At 67.0% G+C, this 16401-nt stretch carries 13 protein-coding genes; 9 read left to right on the top strand and 4 right to left on the bottom strand.

Features of this window, described 5'->3' with window-relative positions:
- Nucleotides 1-14 precede the first annotated feature (14 nt).
- The 4 genes from ACVK00_RS05955 to ACVK00_RS05970 all read left to right on the top strand — a co-directional run bounded on the left by ACVK00_RS05955 (nucleotide 15) and on the right by ACVK00_RS05970 (nucleotide 4217).
- On the top strand, nucleotides 15-542 hold the full coding sequence (locus tag ACVK00_RS05955) for a BON domain-containing protein (protein ID WP_284893389.1): 528 nt from the start codon (nucleotides 15-17) through the stop codon (nucleotides 540-542).
- Nucleotides 543-603: 61 nt separating this feature from the next.
- A complete protein-coding gene (locus ACVK00_RS05960; protein WP_012367057.1) occupies nucleotides 604-888 on the top strand; it encodes a hypothetical protein in 285 nt (94 codons plus the stop codon).
- Nucleotides 889-991: 103 nt separating this feature from the next.
- Entirely contained in the window at nucleotides 992-1288 is a 297-nt protein-coding gene (locus ACVK00_RS05965; RefSeq protein ID WP_166725803.1) for an H-NS histone family protein, read from the top strand.
- Nucleotides 1289-1859: 571 nt separating this feature from the next.
- Nucleotides 1860-4217: a GNAT family N-acetyltransferase gene (locus ACVK00_RS05970; protein WP_354123229.1), complete on the top strand. Its 2358-nt coding sequence runs from the start codon at nucleotides 1860-1862 to the stop codon at nucleotides 4215-4217.
- 684 nt (nucleotides 4218-4901) lie between these two features.
- Here ACVK00_RS05970 and ACVK00_RS05975 read toward each other — a convergent pair.
- Both ACVK00_RS05975 and ACVK00_RS05980 read right to left on the bottom strand, forming a co-directional pair.
- Complete coding sequence (locus ACVK00_RS05975; protein WP_006754155.1) at nucleotides 4902-5453, bottom strand: hypothetical protein; 552 nt, start codon at nucleotides 5451-5453, stop codon at nucleotides 4902-4904.
- A gap of 88 nt (nucleotides 5454-5541) precedes the next feature.
- A complete protein-coding gene (locus tag ACVK00_RS05980; protein ID WP_228908594.1) occupies nucleotides 5542-6366 on the bottom strand; it encodes an IclR family transcriptional regulator in 825 nt (274 codons plus the stop codon).
- A 657-nt stretch (nucleotides 6367-7023) separates the two neighbouring features.
- On the opposite strand from ACVK00_RS05980, the gene ACVK00_RS05985 reads away from it, so the two are divergent.
- Nucleotides 7024-7872, top strand: coding sequence for an ureidoglycolate lyase (locus ACVK00_RS05985; protein WP_284893398.1), 849 nt, complete (start codon nucleotides 7024-7026; stop codon nucleotides 7870-7872).
- Between the two features lie 192 nt (nucleotides 7873-8064).
- On the opposite strand, the gene ACVK00_RS05990 is transcribed toward ACVK00_RS05985, so the two are convergent.
- Nucleotides 8065-8448, bottom strand: a complete 384-nt coding sequence (locus ACVK00_RS05990; protein WP_166725800.1) for a VOC family protein — start codon at nucleotides 8446-8448, stop codon at nucleotides 8065-8067.
- 99 nt (nucleotides 8449-8547) lie between these two features.
- On the opposite strand from ACVK00_RS05990, the gene ACVK00_RS05995 reads away from it, so the two are divergent.
- The gene (locus ACVK00_RS05995) at nucleotides 8548-9204 is read left to right on the top strand and encodes a CGNR zinc finger domain-containing protein (RefSeq protein WP_284893403.1); all 657 of its coding nucleotides are present in this window, start codon (nucleotides 8548-8550) and stop codon (nucleotides 9202-9204) included.
- 87 nt (nucleotides 9205-9291) lie between these two features.
- Here the strand turns inward: ACVK00_RS05995 and prpR are convergent, their stop codons facing one another.
- Entirely contained in the window at nucleotides 9292-11274 is a 1983-nt protein-coding gene (prpR, locus tag ACVK00_RS06000; protein WP_284893406.1) for a propionate catabolism operon regulatory protein PrpR, read from the bottom strand.
- 170 nt (nucleotides 11275-11444) lie between these two features.
- Here prpR and prpB point away from each other — a divergent pair, with 170 nt between their 5' ends.
- The 3 genes from prpB (at nucleotide 11445) to acnD (ending at nucleotide 16384) form a co-directional block, all read left to right on the top strand.
- Nucleotides 11445-12338: a methylisocitrate lyase gene (gene prpB, locus ACVK00_RS06005; RefSeq protein ID WP_228908590.1), complete on the top strand. Its 894-nt coding sequence runs from the start codon at nucleotides 11445-11447 to the stop codon at nucleotides 12336-12338.
- 199 nt (nucleotides 12339-12537) lie between these two features.
- Nucleotides 12538-13710: a bifunctional 2-methylcitrate synthase/citrate synthase gene (prpC, locus tag ACVK00_RS06010; RefSeq protein WP_166725730.1), complete on the top strand. Its 1173-nt coding sequence runs from the start codon at nucleotides 12538-12540 to the stop codon at nucleotides 13708-13710.
- Nucleotides 13711-13789: 79 nt separating this feature from the next.
- Entirely contained in the window at nucleotides 13790-16384 is a 2595-nt protein-coding gene (gene acnD / locus ACVK00_RS06015) for a Fe/S-dependent 2-methylisocitrate dehydratase AcnD (RefSeq protein ID WP_228910027.1), read from the top strand.
- Nucleotides 16385-16401: the final 17 nt, after the last annotated feature.

Raw genomic sequence — 16401 nt, forward strand, 5'->3', positions numbered from 1 at the left:
GACAGGAGACAACGATGAAGCGAATCGGCATCGTCGGATGGCTGGCCGTACTGGTGACGACGTCCTCGTTCGCGCAATCGAGTGACGCGGATGTACCTGCGGCACGGCGCAACTGGTACAACGATCCGTTCGTCGTGCTGTCGCGGGATTTCGCCGAATGCCCGCTGCCGCTCGGCCCGTGGATGACGCGCGCCGAGATGGAGGACGACGCGCACTACCGGGTCGAGCGCGGGACCACCTGCTGGCTCGCCCATCGCTGCACGAAACCGAATTCCTATATGTATGACGCGCCGATCGCCGCGGCGGCCAAAGCGCATTTCGCGGGCACCGATCGTCTGCACGGCACGAGCCTGTGGATCACCGTGCAGCGGCGCTTCATTTACGTCGAAGGGTGTGCCGATCCGGCATTCGACCGGCAGGCGCTCGCGCGTGAACTCGGCGCGCTTCCCGACGTCGAGCAGGTATTCGTTCGCATCACCGACGATCCGCGCCGTGCCGTGCCGTACAAGACGCGCGGACGCCCCGACCGGACACCCGACTGAACGCGGGGCGACAGTGCATGGCATACTCGCGACATTCAAAAATAGGTTGACGGAAACAACAATGAAACACATGCTTGCGGCGGTCTGTCGGTGGCCTCGAACGCATTGGTGTCGGGCCGGATTGTTGGCCCTGGTTGCGGGGCTCGGCGGGTGCGGCGGCGGGGCGCCACTGTTCACTTCGGACGGACGCCCCACTACGCAGGTGCAGTGCACCGGCGGTGACTGGAGCAATTGCACGGACAACGCCCGAGCCCTCTGCAATGGGGAATTCGATGTCATCCAGCGATCGACCGATGACGCCGTGCGAAATCTTCTCTTCGCATGCAAGAAGAAAAGCGGTTATTGATCCCGTCATGACCGGCTGAGGAGACCATGATCGGGTGAAGCGCTTTTCTATTCGCTTGGAGTCGGCTATTTTTCATGAATAACACTCACGGAGTCCCATCCATATGGCGACCTACAGGCAACTGACCGCGCAGCTCGAAAGACTTCAGCAAAAGATCGACAAGGAACGCGAAAAGGCGATTACCGATGCGATTGCCGCCATTCGGGCGAAAATCGAGGAATTCGACATTACGGCCGAGGAGCTCGGTTTTCTTCCGATGGGCACCGCCGCTGCCGCGAAGCCGAAGCGTCCGTTGCCGCCGAAGTACCTGAATCCGAAGACGGGCGAAACGTGGAGCGGCCGCGGGCGTGCGCCGGCGTGGCTCGGCAAGAACCGGGCGCGTTTCCTGATCAAGGACTGACTCCCGAAAATCCTCACCTTTCGTGCGCTGACTGACGGTGCGAACGGCCATGCGGCCGTCGCACCGTTTTGTTTTTGGGCAGCGGCAATGCGATTCGAGGCCACGAATTGAACGGCAATGCCACGCGATTAACGGATACCTTTTTGCGAATTCGCTGCGAATCGCCCGGATATCACCGCGAATTCCGGTAAACAACCCCGCAATGACGCGGCATGCGCGCATTGGCATGCTCGATCTTGGCGGTGCTGACGTACGGCCGATTGCCGTCACCTCTCGCGTATTTACACGCTGCGCCGTGCTATTCCCGAACTTGCTCACCATGGCTCCTGTAAATCCTCACCTTTGAAGTGGCGACCGGATGACCGCATCGTGTCGCCTTCGCCCGTTGCATCGTGCGAAGGCGTCGGTTACCGGCTCATGTTGCGGTCATTGATGCGCGTCGCACAGTCGGCCGTTCGGCATATAGGCAGCCGCATCGGGTTCGCCTATGCTTGGAGTTCGCGTCGGCCGGCACGTGGCTATCTGGTCCGTGTGCCGGTCGGATCGTCTTTCGTTACCGTAGGGAGCCGATGTGACCGTCCGCCATCTCGATGCATTGTTCCAGCCCAGGTCCGTTGCCGTCGTCGGTGCATCGTCGCGCGCCGGCAGTATCGGTGCGATGGTGTGGGCGCGCGTGCTCGACGGTGCGTTCGACGGGCCCGTGTGGCCCGTCAATCCGAAGTACAGTGAACTGAACGGGCATGCGGTCGTGGCCGATGTCGATCGCCTTCCCGCGCCGCCATCGGTCGCCGTGATCTGCACGCCGCCTGCCACGTGGGCCGGCATCGCGCGCAAGCTCGGCGAGCTCGGCACGCGCGTCGCGGTGATCGTCGGCGAAGCGCGCACCGACGCCGATCGCGCGGCACTCGATCGCACGCTCAAGGCCGCGAAGCCGTTCGTGCTCCGTATCGTCGGGCCCGGCAGTCTCGGCGTGCTGTCGCCCGCGCGGCATGCGCATTTCGGCGCGCCGGCCTATACGGCGCGATCGGGCGGCGTCGCCTGGGTGTCACAATCGAACGCGCTGACGAACGCGGTACTGGGCTGGGCCAATGCGCGAGGCCTCGGCTTTTCGCACGTCGTCGCGCTGGGCAGCGAGTCCGACGTCGATGCGGGCGATGTTCTCGACTACCTCGCCAGCGATCCCGGCACGCGCGCGATCCTGCTCGAGCTCGACACCGTATGCGCCGCGCGCAAGTTCATGTCGGCAGCGCGCGCGGCGGCGCGCAACAAGCCGGTGCTCGCGCTGCGCACCGGGCGCGCCGATCCCGGCGATGCGCTTTACACGGCGGCGTTCCAGCGTGCGGGGATGGTGCGCGTCGATGCCCTCGACGATCTGCTCGACGAGATCGAGACGCTCGGCGTCGGTCGCGTCACCGCGCGTGGCGCGGCGACGCTCGTGACGAGCGACGCGGGCGTCGCGAAGCTTGCGGGCGATGCGGTCGCGGAGGTACGCGACGTGCTGGCCGACTGGCCGGCGGCGGCAACGTCGGCGGTAGCGGCCGCGCTGCCGCATCTCGCCGGGCCCGGCAATCCGCTGACGCTCGGCGACGATGCGCGTCCCGAGCATTTCGGCGCTGCCGTCAAGGCGCTCGCGCCGTTTCCGCAAACGGGCACGCTATTCGTCGTGCATTCGACGTCCCACAGCGCGCCGGCCGATGCGGTCGCGCGCACGCTGATCGAATCGCGGCAATACGCATACCGCGGCATCCTCGCGTGCTTCTTCGGTGCAGTTGACGCGGCGACGCGCGACGCCCTGCACGCGAACGGGATCCCCGTGTACACCACGCCGCAGCGGCTTGCGCGCGCATACGCGCGGCTGGTTGACTACAACCTCGGCCGGCAGTTGCTGATGCAGACGCCGGAGGGCACGCCGCTGCAGCCGGTCGAGTGCGTCGCGTCCGCACAGGCCGAGGCCCGCCGGATGGTCGAGGCCGGCGAGCATGAACTGGCCGGCGAAGCAGCGTTGCGCTGGCTCGCTCACTTCGGGATGCACGGTGAGCCGGCCGACGCGTCGGCGGCCGCCCGAGTCGTCGATGTCACGGTTGACATGTACGACGATTCGAACTTCGGTCCGGTGTTCCGCTATGCCGTGCCGCCGGCGGACGGCGTATCTGCGCCGTTCATCGTGTACGGGCTGCCGCCGCTGAATACGGTGCTCGCCCGTGCGGTCATGGAGCGCTCGCCCTACGCGCGTCGTGCGCCCGTCGAGCCCACGCTCGATGCGTTGACGGCGCTGTCGCAGGTCGTTTGCGACGTGCGCGAAGTCGTCGCGATGTCGATCACGCTGCGCGTGTTGTCCGACCGTGTATACGTCATCGCGCCGCGCCTCACGCTGGCGGCGGGGCGCAGCCGGCTCGCGATCATGCCGTATCCGCGTCATCTCGAGCAGACGCTCGAATGGCGCGGCGAGACCGTGACGATCCGTCCGATCCGTCCGGAAGACGAGGAGGCGCACAACGAGTTGCTCGGCGCGATGACGCCGGACGATCTGCGAATGCGGTTCTTCGGTGCGGTGCGCAGCTTCGATCATTCGCAAGTCGCGCGCATGACGCAGATCGACTACGACCGCGAGATGGCCTTCATCGTGTCGTTTACCGACGTGTCGGGCCGGTCGCACACGCTCGCGGTGGCGCGCGCGGTCGCCGATCCCGACAACGAGACGGCGGAGTTTGCGATTGCCGTGCGGCCCGATCAGAAGGGCAAGGGGCTCGGGCGGCTGATGATGACCCGCATCATCGACTACGCGCGATCGCGCGGCACCGCATGGATGATCGGCGAGGCGCTGCGCGAGAACACCGCGATGATTTCGCTGGCGAAGTCATGCGGTTTCGCGGTGTCGACGACGGAGGAACCCGGCGTGGTTGGGTTCAGGATGAAGCTGCAATCGTAGTCGCATGGGCGAGGGCGCGTGAACCTGCGGCCGTATCGCGCGCTGTCGACGCGGAACGCATGATGTGGCGTGACGCCCGGCCACGGTTGCGCGGATTCTTCATGGTTCGCAATGCAGACCATTCGGCGTGTCCGATCGAATCTGCGAAGCGATGCGACGCTCCGTGACCAGTGGGGAAAGGCGCTCGCGTCGAGTCACTGCATCCGCGGCGGGCAGGCGAGTTGCGTGCGTCGACGGCCTTTGCATTTCGCCGATTCGGGTGGCGTATCGCGGCGTGCTGACACCCGCATTCGCACCCGCAGCATCGGAAACAGCACGAAGGTGAGATTTTTCGGGAGCCGCGAGTGAGCTTTTCCGGGAGCGGCTGGGTGAGCCGATACGGGAGCATTCGGTGAGCCTTCCCGGGAACGGCCGGTGAGCCCTTGCGGGAAGCCCCGGTGAGCCTTTCCGGGAACGGGCGGTGAGCGTCTGCGGGAGGCGTCGGTGAGGACGTTCGGGAGGGGCCGGTGAGCCTCTCCGGGAGCGTTGGGTGAGCTTTTACGGGATGCTTGGGTGAGCGCTTACGGGACGCTTCGGTGAGACTTTTCGGGAGCCTGCGGACGCAGTGTTCCGCCAGGCGCGGCGCCAGCCTTTGCCGACGTCCGCGCCGGTGCGGGCACGCATGAACCGTGCCCGCGACAGCGTTTACGCGGCGAGTTTCGACGCCGCGTCGTTCACCTGGTCACGCGAAATCGCGAGTTCCTCGAGGTGCGCGTCCGCATAAACGCCACCGGTTTCGCGCTCGAGGCGGGCGATGGTCAGCGCGCAACGCGCGGTGTCCTTCGGCATCGCGATGAAGCGCTTGACCGATTCGCCGGACGTAAACGCGTCGAACAGCGCGCCGCGCACGTCGTCCGGAAGCGTCTTGGTCCATTGGTACGGCTTGCCGTTGAACGTGATCGACGGCGGCAGCGTGCGTTCCTTCTTGGTGGCCGTGATGAGGCCGTAGGTGCGCGCGGCGTCGCCGATCTGCTCGGGCGAGAAGAGTTCGTCGGGCGTGATGCCGAACTGCTCGATGTAGTTCTCGATCGCCAGCATTGCTGCGGCACGATCGTCGCGCTTCTTCTGTGCGCGCGCGACGATGTCGCGCAGCTCGTCCGCTTCCTCGGGGGTGATCGTGAAGCTCGCCTGCTTCTGCTGAAGTTCGGAGAAACGCTGGAATTCTTGATCGTTCAGAAGTTTGGCCATGACATCCATCGGACACGACGGCCGTGACAGCCGGCCGCCGTAGTTTTTGAGAGGGCCGCTATTCTAGCGTAGCGCCGGGCGCGCGGCGCTCGCACATTCAGCAAGTTTCCACGCGGCACATCGACAACTGACCGGCCGTATCGCGCAGCCCTGCGACGACTACCTCGACGGACGGCGCCATGTGCGCGTCGATCCGGCGCATGTACGGGCAGGTCAGTACCGCGATCGCATGGCCGGAGGGCCCGAGGATCGGCGCGCTCAGGTCGGTGACGCCGTATGCCTGGCGGCTGTCCTGGCGCACGTAGCCGGCCTGCCGGATCGACTGGCACGCATACGCGAGTTCCTGCTCGTTGATCGGCGTTTCGCCCTTGACCTTGCGGTGCTCGGCCAGCATGTGCGCACGCTGCTCGGAACCCTGGAACGACAGCATCACCCGCCCCGACGCCGTGTCGGCGAGTCCGACGCGCGAGCCGAGCCGCACCGACACACCCCACGGGCCAGGCCCGTCGACCTGCGCGATCACGAGCAGGTTGCCGCGATCGTAGACGGTCAAATGGCACGACTGCTCGGCGGCGTCGGCGAAGCGCTGCATCAGCGGCAAGGCTTCGGCGATCAGCCGGTTCATTGGCGGATGCCGGTGCGCGAGCGCGAACAGTTTCAGGCTGAGCGTGTAGCGGTCGCCGCCGCTCGAGCGCATCACATAGCGGCGCGCAACGAGACGTTCGAGCATCCGGTAGATCTCGCTCGCGTTGCGTCCGAGCTCCTTCGTGATTTCGGTGCGGGTGAGCCCTTCCTTTTGTTCCGACAGCAGTTCGAGAATGTCGAGACCCTTGTCGAGCGCGGGCGCGCGATAGCGGTCGGCTGCACCCATCGACTCCCGTGCGTCGCTGCCGGGGAGCGGATCATTGGTCGTTTGCATCATGAGTAGGAAGTCCGGGAGTTGCCAATCGGTGGGCGACGCACGCTGGCCGGCTTTGCACGCGGATTCGGGAAGGCCGCATGCGGTTCTGACCGCCGTCCGCGCGAGCTTAACAACAAACTTTCAGTGTGCAATGCAGCGTGTTTTTGCCGATCGTTACCGAACAAGAACGGATCAACTGCAGTTTCCGATGACAGGGTCGCAACAAATATTGTGTATTCGTGGTCCGATGGCAACGCAAGGCGCCATTCGACACCGTGTCGTTGCACAGGCGTCCCGGATGCTGCGATGCACCACCCGCAGGCGCACCAATAGTCGGTATCCGTCGCGCGCCATTTCACGGCGGGCCGCCGATGGTACAAAGAGCGGCGGGCCAGCGACGGCGCGGCCGCGCGTGAAGCCGGCCGGCACAGGCCGGCACATGGCGCGGATACCGGGCCGTCGTCGCCGATGCGCAGACCGGCGGCCGCCCGTTCGATGCGCGTCGCACTTCGGTGTGACGCCGCGATCGCTGCGCCCGCGCGAGCCTCGCGTGTCGAATGGCGTGCCGGATACGGCGCCGACGCGCGTCATCGACGATCGACATTCAGTCCGGCGCGTGGCCGCAAGCGGCTGCGTCGGCCGGTATCCTGTCCCATTCGACAACAGAGGTTGAGCACGATGAAACTGCTTCGCTATGGCCCGTCCGGCCAGGAAAAGCCCGGCATTCTCGACGCAAATGGCCGGATTCGCGACCTGTCCGCGCACGTGCCGGATCTTGCCGGCGACGCGCTGTCCGACGCCGGTCTCGCGCGCCTGCGCGCGATCGACCCGGCCACGCTGCCGCTCGTCTCCGGCGAGCCGCGTATCGGCGCGTGCGTCGGGCGCGTCGGCAAATTCATCGGCATTGGTCTGAACTATGCCGATCACGCAGCCGAAGCCGGCATGCCGGTGCCGAAGGAACCGGTGGTATTCGGCAAGTGGACGAGTTCGATCTGCGGTCCGAACGACGGCATCGACATTCCGAAGGGTTCCGTGAAGACGGACTGGGAAGTCGAGCTCGGTGTCGTGATCGGCGCGACGTGCAAGGACGTCGACGAAGCGCGCGCGCTCGATTACGTCGCCGGCTACTGCGTCGTCAACGACGTGTCCGAGCGCGAGTGGCAGATCGAGCGTGGCGGCCAGTGGGACAAGGGCAAGGGCTTCGACACGTTCGGCCCGATCGGCCCGTGGCTCGTCACGCGCGACGAGGTGCCCGATCCGCAGCGCCTCGACCTGTGGCTCGAGATCGACGGCCACCGCTATCAGAACGGCAACACGCGCACGATGGTATTCACCGTCGCGCAACTGGTCGCCTACCTGTCGACCTGCATGACGCTGCAACCGGGCGACGTGATCACGACCGGTACGCCGCCGGGCGTCGGGATGGGGATCAAGCCGTCACCGGTGTTCCTGAAGGCCGGCCAGACGGTGCGCCTCGGGATCGACGGGCTCGGCGAGCAGCTGCAGAGCGCGCGCAACGCGCAGTAAGCGCTCGCGCGGGTCGAATGGCGGGTGCAACCGGCCGCCACGCGTCGCCACCCGCTGCGCCGTCCGATCGCATCGCTTAATCGCCGGCGCCGACCGTCGCGAACCGAACCCCGATGCAGCAAAGACAAGGGCCCGATTCCGCGCGATGCGGAATCGGGCCCTTGTCGTTCATCCGCGTCCGTACGAAGCGGCTCAGACGACGTTGTCGAGCTCGCAATGGGCTTCGAGCCGATACCCGTCGGGATCGACGACGAACGCCGCGTAATAGCCGGGGCCGTAGCGTTCGCGTTTGCCCGGCCCGCCGTTGTCGTGCCCGCCGTGCTGCAGCGCGGCTCGGTAGAACGCATCGACTTCCACCGGCGACGCTGCGCGGAACGACACATGCAACCCCGACTCGGGATCGGCGACGACGGGGCGCGCCGCGTGCTGCAACCACAACACCGGTTCGGTGGTGCCATAGCCGAGGGATCCATCGTCGCTATACAGCCGCTTGTAGCCGAGCGCGCCGAGCGTGCTGTCGTAGAACGCGCGGCTGCGGTCGATGTGGGCAACGCCGAACGAAAGGTGATCGATCATCTTTGGCTCCTTGAACTGAAGGGGGACATCAGTGCGGCAAAGCTGTTTTAACCACCATGCTGGTTATGTTAGAAAGCGCCTCCGCGCTTGTCAACCGGTATGGTGGTTAGATACGATCGCGGCATGGACAAGACGCAACCTTCCGTCACGACGGACTGCCTGATTCCGGCGCCGTCCGACACGTTGAGCATCGATTTCGCGAACACGCTGTACTGGCGCGGCGCCGACGCGCCGACCGAAACCTTCGGCACGCTGGACGACCTGTTCGCGTGGTGCCGCGAGCAGGCGGGCGTGCCGGCCGAGCTGGCCGACGCATGTCGCGCACAAGAGAAGAAACAGGATGACGAGCCAGCGATGCTGGCGCGCGCGCTCGCGTTGCGCGAGGCGCTGTACCGGCTCTTTCACGCGCAAGCGGAGCGGCGCGAGCCGCACGCCGACGATCTCGCGCTGCTGGGCGGTTTTCTGGCGGAAGCGGCGCCGCGCGTCGCGCTCGCGCGGATCGACGGCGGCTATGCGTGGCGGATCGGGGGGGGCGCCGGCGCGGGCGCGACGCTCGCGGGGCTGTTGAGCCCGGTGCTGTGGTCGGCGACCGACCTGCTGGGCAGCGCGCGGCTCGCGAAGGTCAAGCGTTGTGCGAACGACGCATGCCAGTGGCTGTTCATCGACGACAGCAAGAACGGCAGCCGCCGCTGGTGCTCGATGTCGTCGTGCGGCAATCGCGCGAAGGCATACCGTCACTATCACAAGGCCGATTGACGGCGGCGCGCGTCCAGCGCGTCCTGCCTGCGACGCGCAATCCGCGCATCCCGCGCATCCCGCGCATCCCCCGCATCGCGCCCGAACCTATTTCGCCGACAGCTTGCGCCACAGCGTCGTCTTGCTGATGCCGAGCATCGCGCACGCGCGATCGCGGTCGCCGCCGCACGCGTCGAGCACCGCGCGGATCTCGTCGGCTTCCGCGCGGCGGCGGCGTGCTTGCAGCGTTTGCGCATCGTCGGCATCGGCCGCGTCGGGCGGTGTCGCGAACAACTCCGGCGCGATCGCCTGCAGCGCCTCGGGCACGAGCGCGGCGCACGGGGCGCCCGGGTCCTGCTCGTCGACTTCCTCGGCCAGTTCCACCGTGATCCGCTCGACCACGTTCTGCAGCTCCCGCACGTTGCCGGGCCAGCGGTAGCGGGCGAGCGTCGTCTGCGTCGCGCCAAGCACGCGCATCGCATCGCCGACCTCGCGCACGCGTTCGGCCAGCCGCGGCTCGCGCCGCGCGGCCTGCACGAGCAGCGTGGCCGCGAGCGCCGGAATGTCGGCCGCGCGCTCGCGCAGCGGCGGCAGGCCGATGTTCAGGATGTTGAGCCGGTAATACAGGTCCGCGCGGAACGTGCCGGCTTCGACGGCCGCGAGCAGCGGCCGGTGCGTCGCGGCGATCACGCGCACGTCGATGCGGATCGGCTCGGTCGAACCGAGGCGGATCACCTCGCGCTCCTGCAGCACGCGCAGCAGCCGGCTTTGCAGCGACGGCGGCATCTCGCCGATCTCGTCGAGAAACAGCGTGCCGCGGTGGGCGGCTTCGAACAGCCCGGTCTTGCCGCCGCGCCGCGCGCCGGTGAACGCACCTTCCTCGTAACCGAACAGCTCGCTCTCGAGCAGCGCTTCCGGAAACGCGCCGCAGTTGATCGCGACGAACGGATAGCTGCGCCGCACGGACAGCGCGTGCAGGCTCTGCGCGATCATCTCCTTGCCGGTGCCGCTCTCGCCGAGCACGAGCACGGTGGCGTCGGATTTCGCGTAGCGGCGCACGAGGTCGCGCACGCGCGCCATCGGCGCGGATGCGCCGACCACGTCGTCGAGCGCGTAGCGCGCCGCGAACTGCTGCGTGTTCGGCTGCGAACGCAGCGCGCGGTCGAGCCGCTCGACCGCGCGCGATTCCTGGAAGGTCAGCACGCTGCCCGACGTGACGCCGCGATCGACGAGCGGCCCGCGATGCACGACGTAGCGCACGCCGCGTACCGTCGCGAGCGCGTCGCCGTCCTCGCCGCGCAGCGTGCGCAGCTCGGGTCGCAGGTCGACGAGCGCGCGGCCGACGGCCGCCGCGGGTTCGACCCCGAGCGCCGACGCGAGCCGCTCGTTGATCGCCTCGACGCGACCGCGCGCGTCGAGCGCGACCACGCCGTCGCGCAGGTGCTGCAACAGGTTGTCGAGGCGCTGACGGCGAAACGCCTCGGCGTGGGTCGCGTACGCGACTTCGAGCGCCGTTTCGACCGCCTTGCGCACCGACGCGTGCGAATACAGGAACACCGCGCCCATGCCGGCACTTGCCGCGAGATCGGTGACGAGGCCGGGGCCGACGATCGTCTCGATGCCGCGGTCGTGCAGGTCGTGCACGCAGGCTTCCGCTTCCTGCGCGGACTGATATGACGCAAACTGCACGTCGAGGCCGTAGGCGGCGACGAAGCGGCGCACCTCCGGCGGCGTCTCGCCGGCGCTGACGAGTGCGATCCGCGATGCGTCGCGCCGTGCGCGCGCGAGCGCCTGCATCACGTCGAAGCCGGTCGGCGACACGACCACGACCGGCACCTGCGCGCGCGTTTTCAGGAAGCCGCCGTTCGAGCCGGCCGCGACGATCACGTCGGGCCGCGCGGTGCCGGCTTCCGCGATCGCGCTCAGCGCGTCTTCGTAGGCCCGCGTGACGATGCGCACGTCGGCGCGTTCGTCGAATTCGCCGGCGATCTCGCGAAACAGGTCGCGCAGGCGGCTGATGCCCATCGCCCAGATGCGCGGGCGTACCGTGCGGTCGGCCGGGCCGACGGGCTTGGTCGAGGAGAGGTCCATGGCGACCGATTATGCGCGCGCGATTTCATTTTTGAAACCTGAAATTGCCAAACTGAAATCACCGGACGATTCAGCGCTCGTGCCGGTTGCTTAAGAATCAGTGGGTTAGCGGTATTTCGCGAGCTGGCCCGGTCCTTGCTGTTAATGGTCATTCCTTCAGGAGGCCGTTCATGAGCAACACGCATCTTCAGAGCGCCGGCGCGAAATTCCGCGCGGCAGTCGCGGCCGAGCAGCCGCTGCAAGTGGTCGGCGCGATCACCGCGTACGCAGCCAAGATGGCGCAGGCCGTCGGCTTCAAGGCCGTCTACCTGTCGGGCGGCGGCGTCGCCGCGAATTCGCTCGGGATTCCCGATCTCGGCATCAGCACGATGGAAGACGTGCTGATCGACGCGAACCGGATCACCAATGCGACCGACCTGCCGCTGCTGGTCGACATCGATACGGGCTGGGGCGGCGCGTTCAACATCGCGCGCACGGTCCGCTCGTTCATCAAGGCCGGTGTCGCTGCGGTTCACCTCGAAGACCAGGTGGGCCAGAAGCGCTGCGGCCATCGTCCGGGCAAGGAAGTCGTGCCGATCGAGGAAATGGTCGATCGCGTGAAGGCCGCGGTCGATGCACGCACCGACGACCAGTTCGTGATCATGGCCCGCACCGACGCGGCCGCCGCCGAAGGGATCGACGCCGCGATCGAGCGCGCGATTGCCTACGTGGAAGCCGGCGCCGACATGATCTTCCCGGAAGCGATGAAGACGCTCGACGATTACCGTCGCTTCAAGGCAGCCGTGAAGGTGCCGATCCTCGCGAACCTGACCGAATTCGGCTCGACGCCGCTGTTCACGCTCGACGAACTGCGCGAGGCGAACGTCGACATCGCGCTGTACTGCTGCGGCGCGTATCGCGCGATGAACAAGGCCGCGCTGAACTTCTACGAGACGCTGCGCCGCGACGGCACGCAGAAGGCCGCCGTGCCGACCATGCAGACCCGCGCGGAGCTGTACGACTTCCTCGGCTATCACGAATACGAGCAGAAGCTCGACGAACTGTTCGCGCAGGGCAAGAAGTAACGCGGCCCGCGCACCGGGACACGGTTCCCGGAACGCTTTGCACGAGATCGGGCCACGCGGAAAAGCACCTGCGGCCCGGCCGAGCCGCCAGGCGCTGAAGCGCCAAGTGCGGTCGACCGCTTTGCATGGGACCGCACTAAGCGCTGAAGCGCCAAGTGCGGTCGACAAGATACCCAGATACCTATTGGAGAACGGAAACATGAGCGAGACGAAAGACGCAGCAGCACCGGCCGCCGCAGGCGCATTCAAGCCGAAGAAGTCGGTGGCGCTGTCGGGCGTGACGGCCGGCAACACGGCGCTGTGCACGGTCGGCAAGACCGGCAACGACCTGCACTACCGCGGCTACGACATTCTCGACGTCGCCGAGTCGTGCGAGTTCGAGGAAATCGCGCACCTGCTCGTGCACGGCACGCTGCCGAACCTGACCGAACTGGCCGCGTACAAGACCCGGCTGCGCGCGATGCGCGGCCTGCCGAACGCGCTGAAGGCCGTGCTCGAGCAGATCCCGGCATCGGCCCACCCGATGGACGTGATGCGTACCGGCGTGTCGGTGCTCGGCACCGTGCTGCCGGAGAAGGAAGACCACAACCTGCCGGGCGCGCGCGACATCGCCGACCGCCTGATGGCGTCGCTCGGCTCGATGCTGCTGTACTGGTATCACTTCTCGCACAACGGCAAGCGCATCGAGACGGAAACCGACGACGACTCGATCGGCGGCCACTTCCTGCACCTGCTCCACGGCAAGACGCCGTCGAAGTCGTGGGTCGACGCGATGCACACGTCGCTGATCCTGTACGCGGAGCACGAGTTCAACGCATCGACGTTTACCGGCCGCGTGATCGCGGGCACGGGCTCGGACATCTACTCGGCGATCACCGGCGCGATCGGCGCGCTGCGCGGGCCGAAGCATGGCGGCGCGAACGAAGTCGCGTACGAAATCCAGAGCCGCTACAGCTCGCCGGACGATGCCGAAGCCGACATCCGCCGCCGCGTCGAGAACAAGGAAGTCGTGATCGGCTTCGGCCACCCGGTCTACACGATCTCCGATCCGCGCAACAAGGTGATCAAGGGCGTCGCGCACAAGCTGTCGAAGGAAGCGGGCGACCTGAAGCTGTACAGCATCGCCGAGCGCCTCGAATCGGTGATGTGGGACGCGAAGAAGATGTTCCCGAACCTCGACTGGTTCAGCGCCGTGTCGTATCACATGATGGGCGTGCCGACCGCGATGTTCACGCCGCTGTTCGTGATCTCGCGCACGTCCGGCTGGAGCGCGCACATCATCGAGCAGCGCGTCGACAACAAGATCATCCGTCCGAGCGCGAACTACACGGGGCCGGAAGACCTGCAGTTCGTGCCGATCGAGAAGCGCTGATCCGCAAGCCGCGCGCCGGCCCCGCGAGACGGGCGCCGGCGCGCGCCGGACGTCATACCCCGATTTCCCGCCCCACATGATGAATACTGCCTACCGCAAACCCCTGCCCGGCACGTCGCTGGACTATTTCGACGCGCGTGCCGCGGTCGAAGCGATCGCGCCCGGCGCCTACGACACGCTGCCGTATACGTCGCGCGTGCTCGCCGAAAACCTCGTGCGCCGCTGCGATCCGGCGATCCTTGCCGATTCGCTGAAGCAGCTCATCGAGCGCACGCGCGACCGCGATTTCCCGTGGTTCCCGGCGCGCGTGGTGTGCCACGACATCCTCGGGCAGACGGCGCTCGTCGATCTCGCCGGCCTGCGCGATGCGATCGCCGACGGCGGCGGCGACCCCGCGAAGGTGAACCCGGTCGTGCCCGTGCAGCTGATCGTCGACCACTCGCTCGCCGTCGAGTGCGGCGGCTTCGATCCGGACGCGTTCGCGAAGAACCGCGCGATCGAGGATCGCCGCAACGAGGATCGCTTCCACTTCATCGAGTGGACGAAGAAGGCGTTCGAGAACGTCGACGTGATCCCGCCGGGCAACGGCATCATGCACCAGATCAACCTCGAGAAAATGTCGCCGGTGATCCAGGCGCAGGACGGCGTCGCGTATCCGGACACCTGCGTCGGCACCGACAGCCACACGCCGCACGTCGATGCGCTGGGTGTGATCGCGATCGGCGTCGGCGGTCTGGAGGCGGAAAACGTGATGCTCGGTCGCGCATCGTGGATGCGCCTGCCCGACATCGTCGGCGTCGAGCTGACCGGCAAGCGCCAGCCCGGCATCACCGCAACCGACGTCGTGCTCGCGCTGACCGAGTTCCTGCGCAAGGAAAAGGTGGTCGGCGCGTATCTGGAATTCCGCGGCGAAGGCGCCGCGAGCCTCACGCTCGGCGACCGCGCGACGATCTCGAACATGGCGCCCGAATATGGCGCGACGGCCGCGATGTTCTTCATCGACGGCCAGACGACCGACTACCTGCGCCTCACCGGCCGCAGCGACGAGCAGGTGAAGCTGGTCGAGACCTACGCGAAGACGGCGGGCCTGTGGGCCGATACGCTGGGCAACGTGCAATACGAGCGCACGTTGACGTTCGACCTGTCGAGCGTGGTGCGCAACATGGCCGGCCCGTCGAACCCGCACAAGCGGCTGCCGACGTCCGATCTCGCCGCACGCGGGATCGCCGGTCAGTGGGAAGAAAAGGCGGGCGAGATGCCCGACGGCGCGGTGATCATCGCCGCGATCACCAGCTGCACGAACACCAGCAACCCGCGCAACGTGATTGCCGCGGCGCTGCTCGCGCGCAACGCGAACGCGAAGGGCCTCACGCGCAAGCCGTGGGTGAAGAGCTCGCTCGCGCCGGGCTCGAAGGCGGTCGAGCTGTATCTGGAAGAAGCGAACCTGCTGCCGGAGCTGGAAAAGCTCGGCTTCGGCATCGTCGCGTTCGCGTGCACGACCTGCAACGGGATGTCGGGCGCGCTCGATCCGAAGATCCAGCAGGAAATCGTCGATCGCGACCTGTACGCGACGGCCGTGCTGTCCGGCAACCGCAACTTCGACGGCCGCATCCACCCGTATGCGAAGCAGGCGTTCCTCGCGTCGCCGCCGCTCGTCGTCGCGTATGCGATCGCCGGCACGATCCGCTTCGACATCGAGAAGGACGTGCTGGGCCATGACCGGGACGGCAAGCCCGTCACGCTGAAGGACATCTGGCCGACCGACGAGGAGATCGACGCGATCGTCGCGTCGAGCGTGAAGCCCGAGCAGTTCCGCAAGGTCTACGAACCGATGTTCGCGCGCACGGCCGATGCGGGCGAGCGTGCGGCGCCGCTGTACGACTGGCGTGCGCAGAGCACGTATATCCGTCGCCCGCCGTACTGGGAAGGCGCGTTGGCCGGCGAACGCACGCTCAAGGGCATGCGTCCGCTCGCGGTGCTCGGCGACAACATCACGACCGACCACCTGTCGCCGTCGAACGCGATCCTGCTGGACAGCGCGGCTGGCGAATACCTCGCGAAGATGGGCCTGCCGGAAGAAGACTTCAACTCGTACGCGACGCACCGGGGAGACCACCTCACCGCGCAGCGCGCGACCTTCGCGAACCCGACGCTGATCAACGAGATGGCGGTCGTCGACGGCGCGGTGAAGAAGGGCTCGCTCGCGCGCGTCGAGCCGGAAGGCAAGGTCATGCGCATGTGGGAGGCGATCGAGACGTACATGAATCGCAAGCAGCCGCTGATCGTGATCGCCGGCGCCGACTACGGCCAGGGCTCATCGCGCGACTGGGCCGCGAAGGGCGTGCGGCTCGCGGGCGTCGAGGTGATCGTCGCCGAAGGGTTCGAGCGGATCCACCGCACCAACCTGATCGGGATGGGCGTGCTGCCGCTCGAGTTCAAGCCGGGCACGAACCGCACCACGCTCGGCATCGACGGCACCGAGACCTTCGACGTGATCGGCAAGCGCACGCCGCGCGCCGATCTCACGCTCGTGATCCACCGCAAGAACGGCGAGCGTGTCGAGGTGCCGGTGACGTGCCGGCTCGACACGGCCGAGGAAGTGTCGATCTACGACGCGGGCGGCGTGCTGCAGCGCTTCGCGCAGGACTTCCTCGAATCGTCGCAGGCGGCTTGACCGGATCACACAGGGAT

It is taken from the genome of Burkholderia sp. PvR073, from assembly GCF_054055695.1.

Bases quoted from the DNA above. Each gene is read 5' to 3' on its own strand.
- acnD (WP_228910027.1), top strand. From the start codon at position 13,790: ATGAATACTGCCTACCGCAAACCCCTGCCCGGCACGTCGCTGGACTAT.
- ACVK00_RS05980 (WP_228908594.1), bottom strand. From the start codon at position 6,366: ATGATGCAAACGACCAATGATCCGCTCCCCGGCAGCGACGCACGGGAG.
- prpR (WP_284893406.1), bottom strand. From the start codon at position 11,274: ATGGACCTCTCCTCGACCAAGCCCGTCGGCCCGGCCGACCGCACGGTA.
- ACVK00_RS05990 (WP_166725800.1), bottom strand. From the start codon at position 8,448: ATGATCGATCACCTTTCGTTCGGCGTTGCCCACATCGACCGCAGCCGC.
- ACVK00_RS05965 (WP_166725803.1), top strand. From the start codon at position 992: ATGGCGACCTACAGGCAACTGACCGCGCAGCTCGAAAGACTTCAGCAA.
- ACVK00_RS05975 (WP_006754155.1), bottom strand. From the start codon at position 5,453: ATGGATGTCATGGCCAAACTTCTGAACGATCAAGAATTCCAGCGTTTC.
- prpC (WP_166725730.1), top strand. From the start codon at position 12,538: ATGAGCGAGACGAAAGACGCAGCAGCACCGGCCGCCGCAGGCGCATTC.
- ACVK00_RS05995 (WP_284893403.1), top strand. From the start codon at position 8,548: ATGGTGGTTAGATACGATCGCGGCATGGACAAGACGCAACCTTCCGTC.
- ACVK00_RS05960 (WP_012367057.1), top strand. From the start codon at position 604: ATGAAACACATGCTTGCGGCGGTCTGTCGGTGGCCTCGAACGCATTGG.
- ACVK00_RS05985 (WP_284893398.1), top strand. From the start codon at position 7,024: ATGAAACTGCTTCGCTATGGCCCGTCCGGCCAGGAAAAGCCCGGCATT.
- ACVK00_RS05955 (WP_284893389.1), top strand. From the start codon at position 15: ATGAAGCGAATCGGCATCGTCGGATGGCTGGCCGTACTGGTGACGACG.
- prpB (WP_228908590.1), top strand. From the start codon at position 11,445: ATGAGCAACACGCATCTTCAGAGCGCCGGCGCGAAATTCCGCGCGGCA.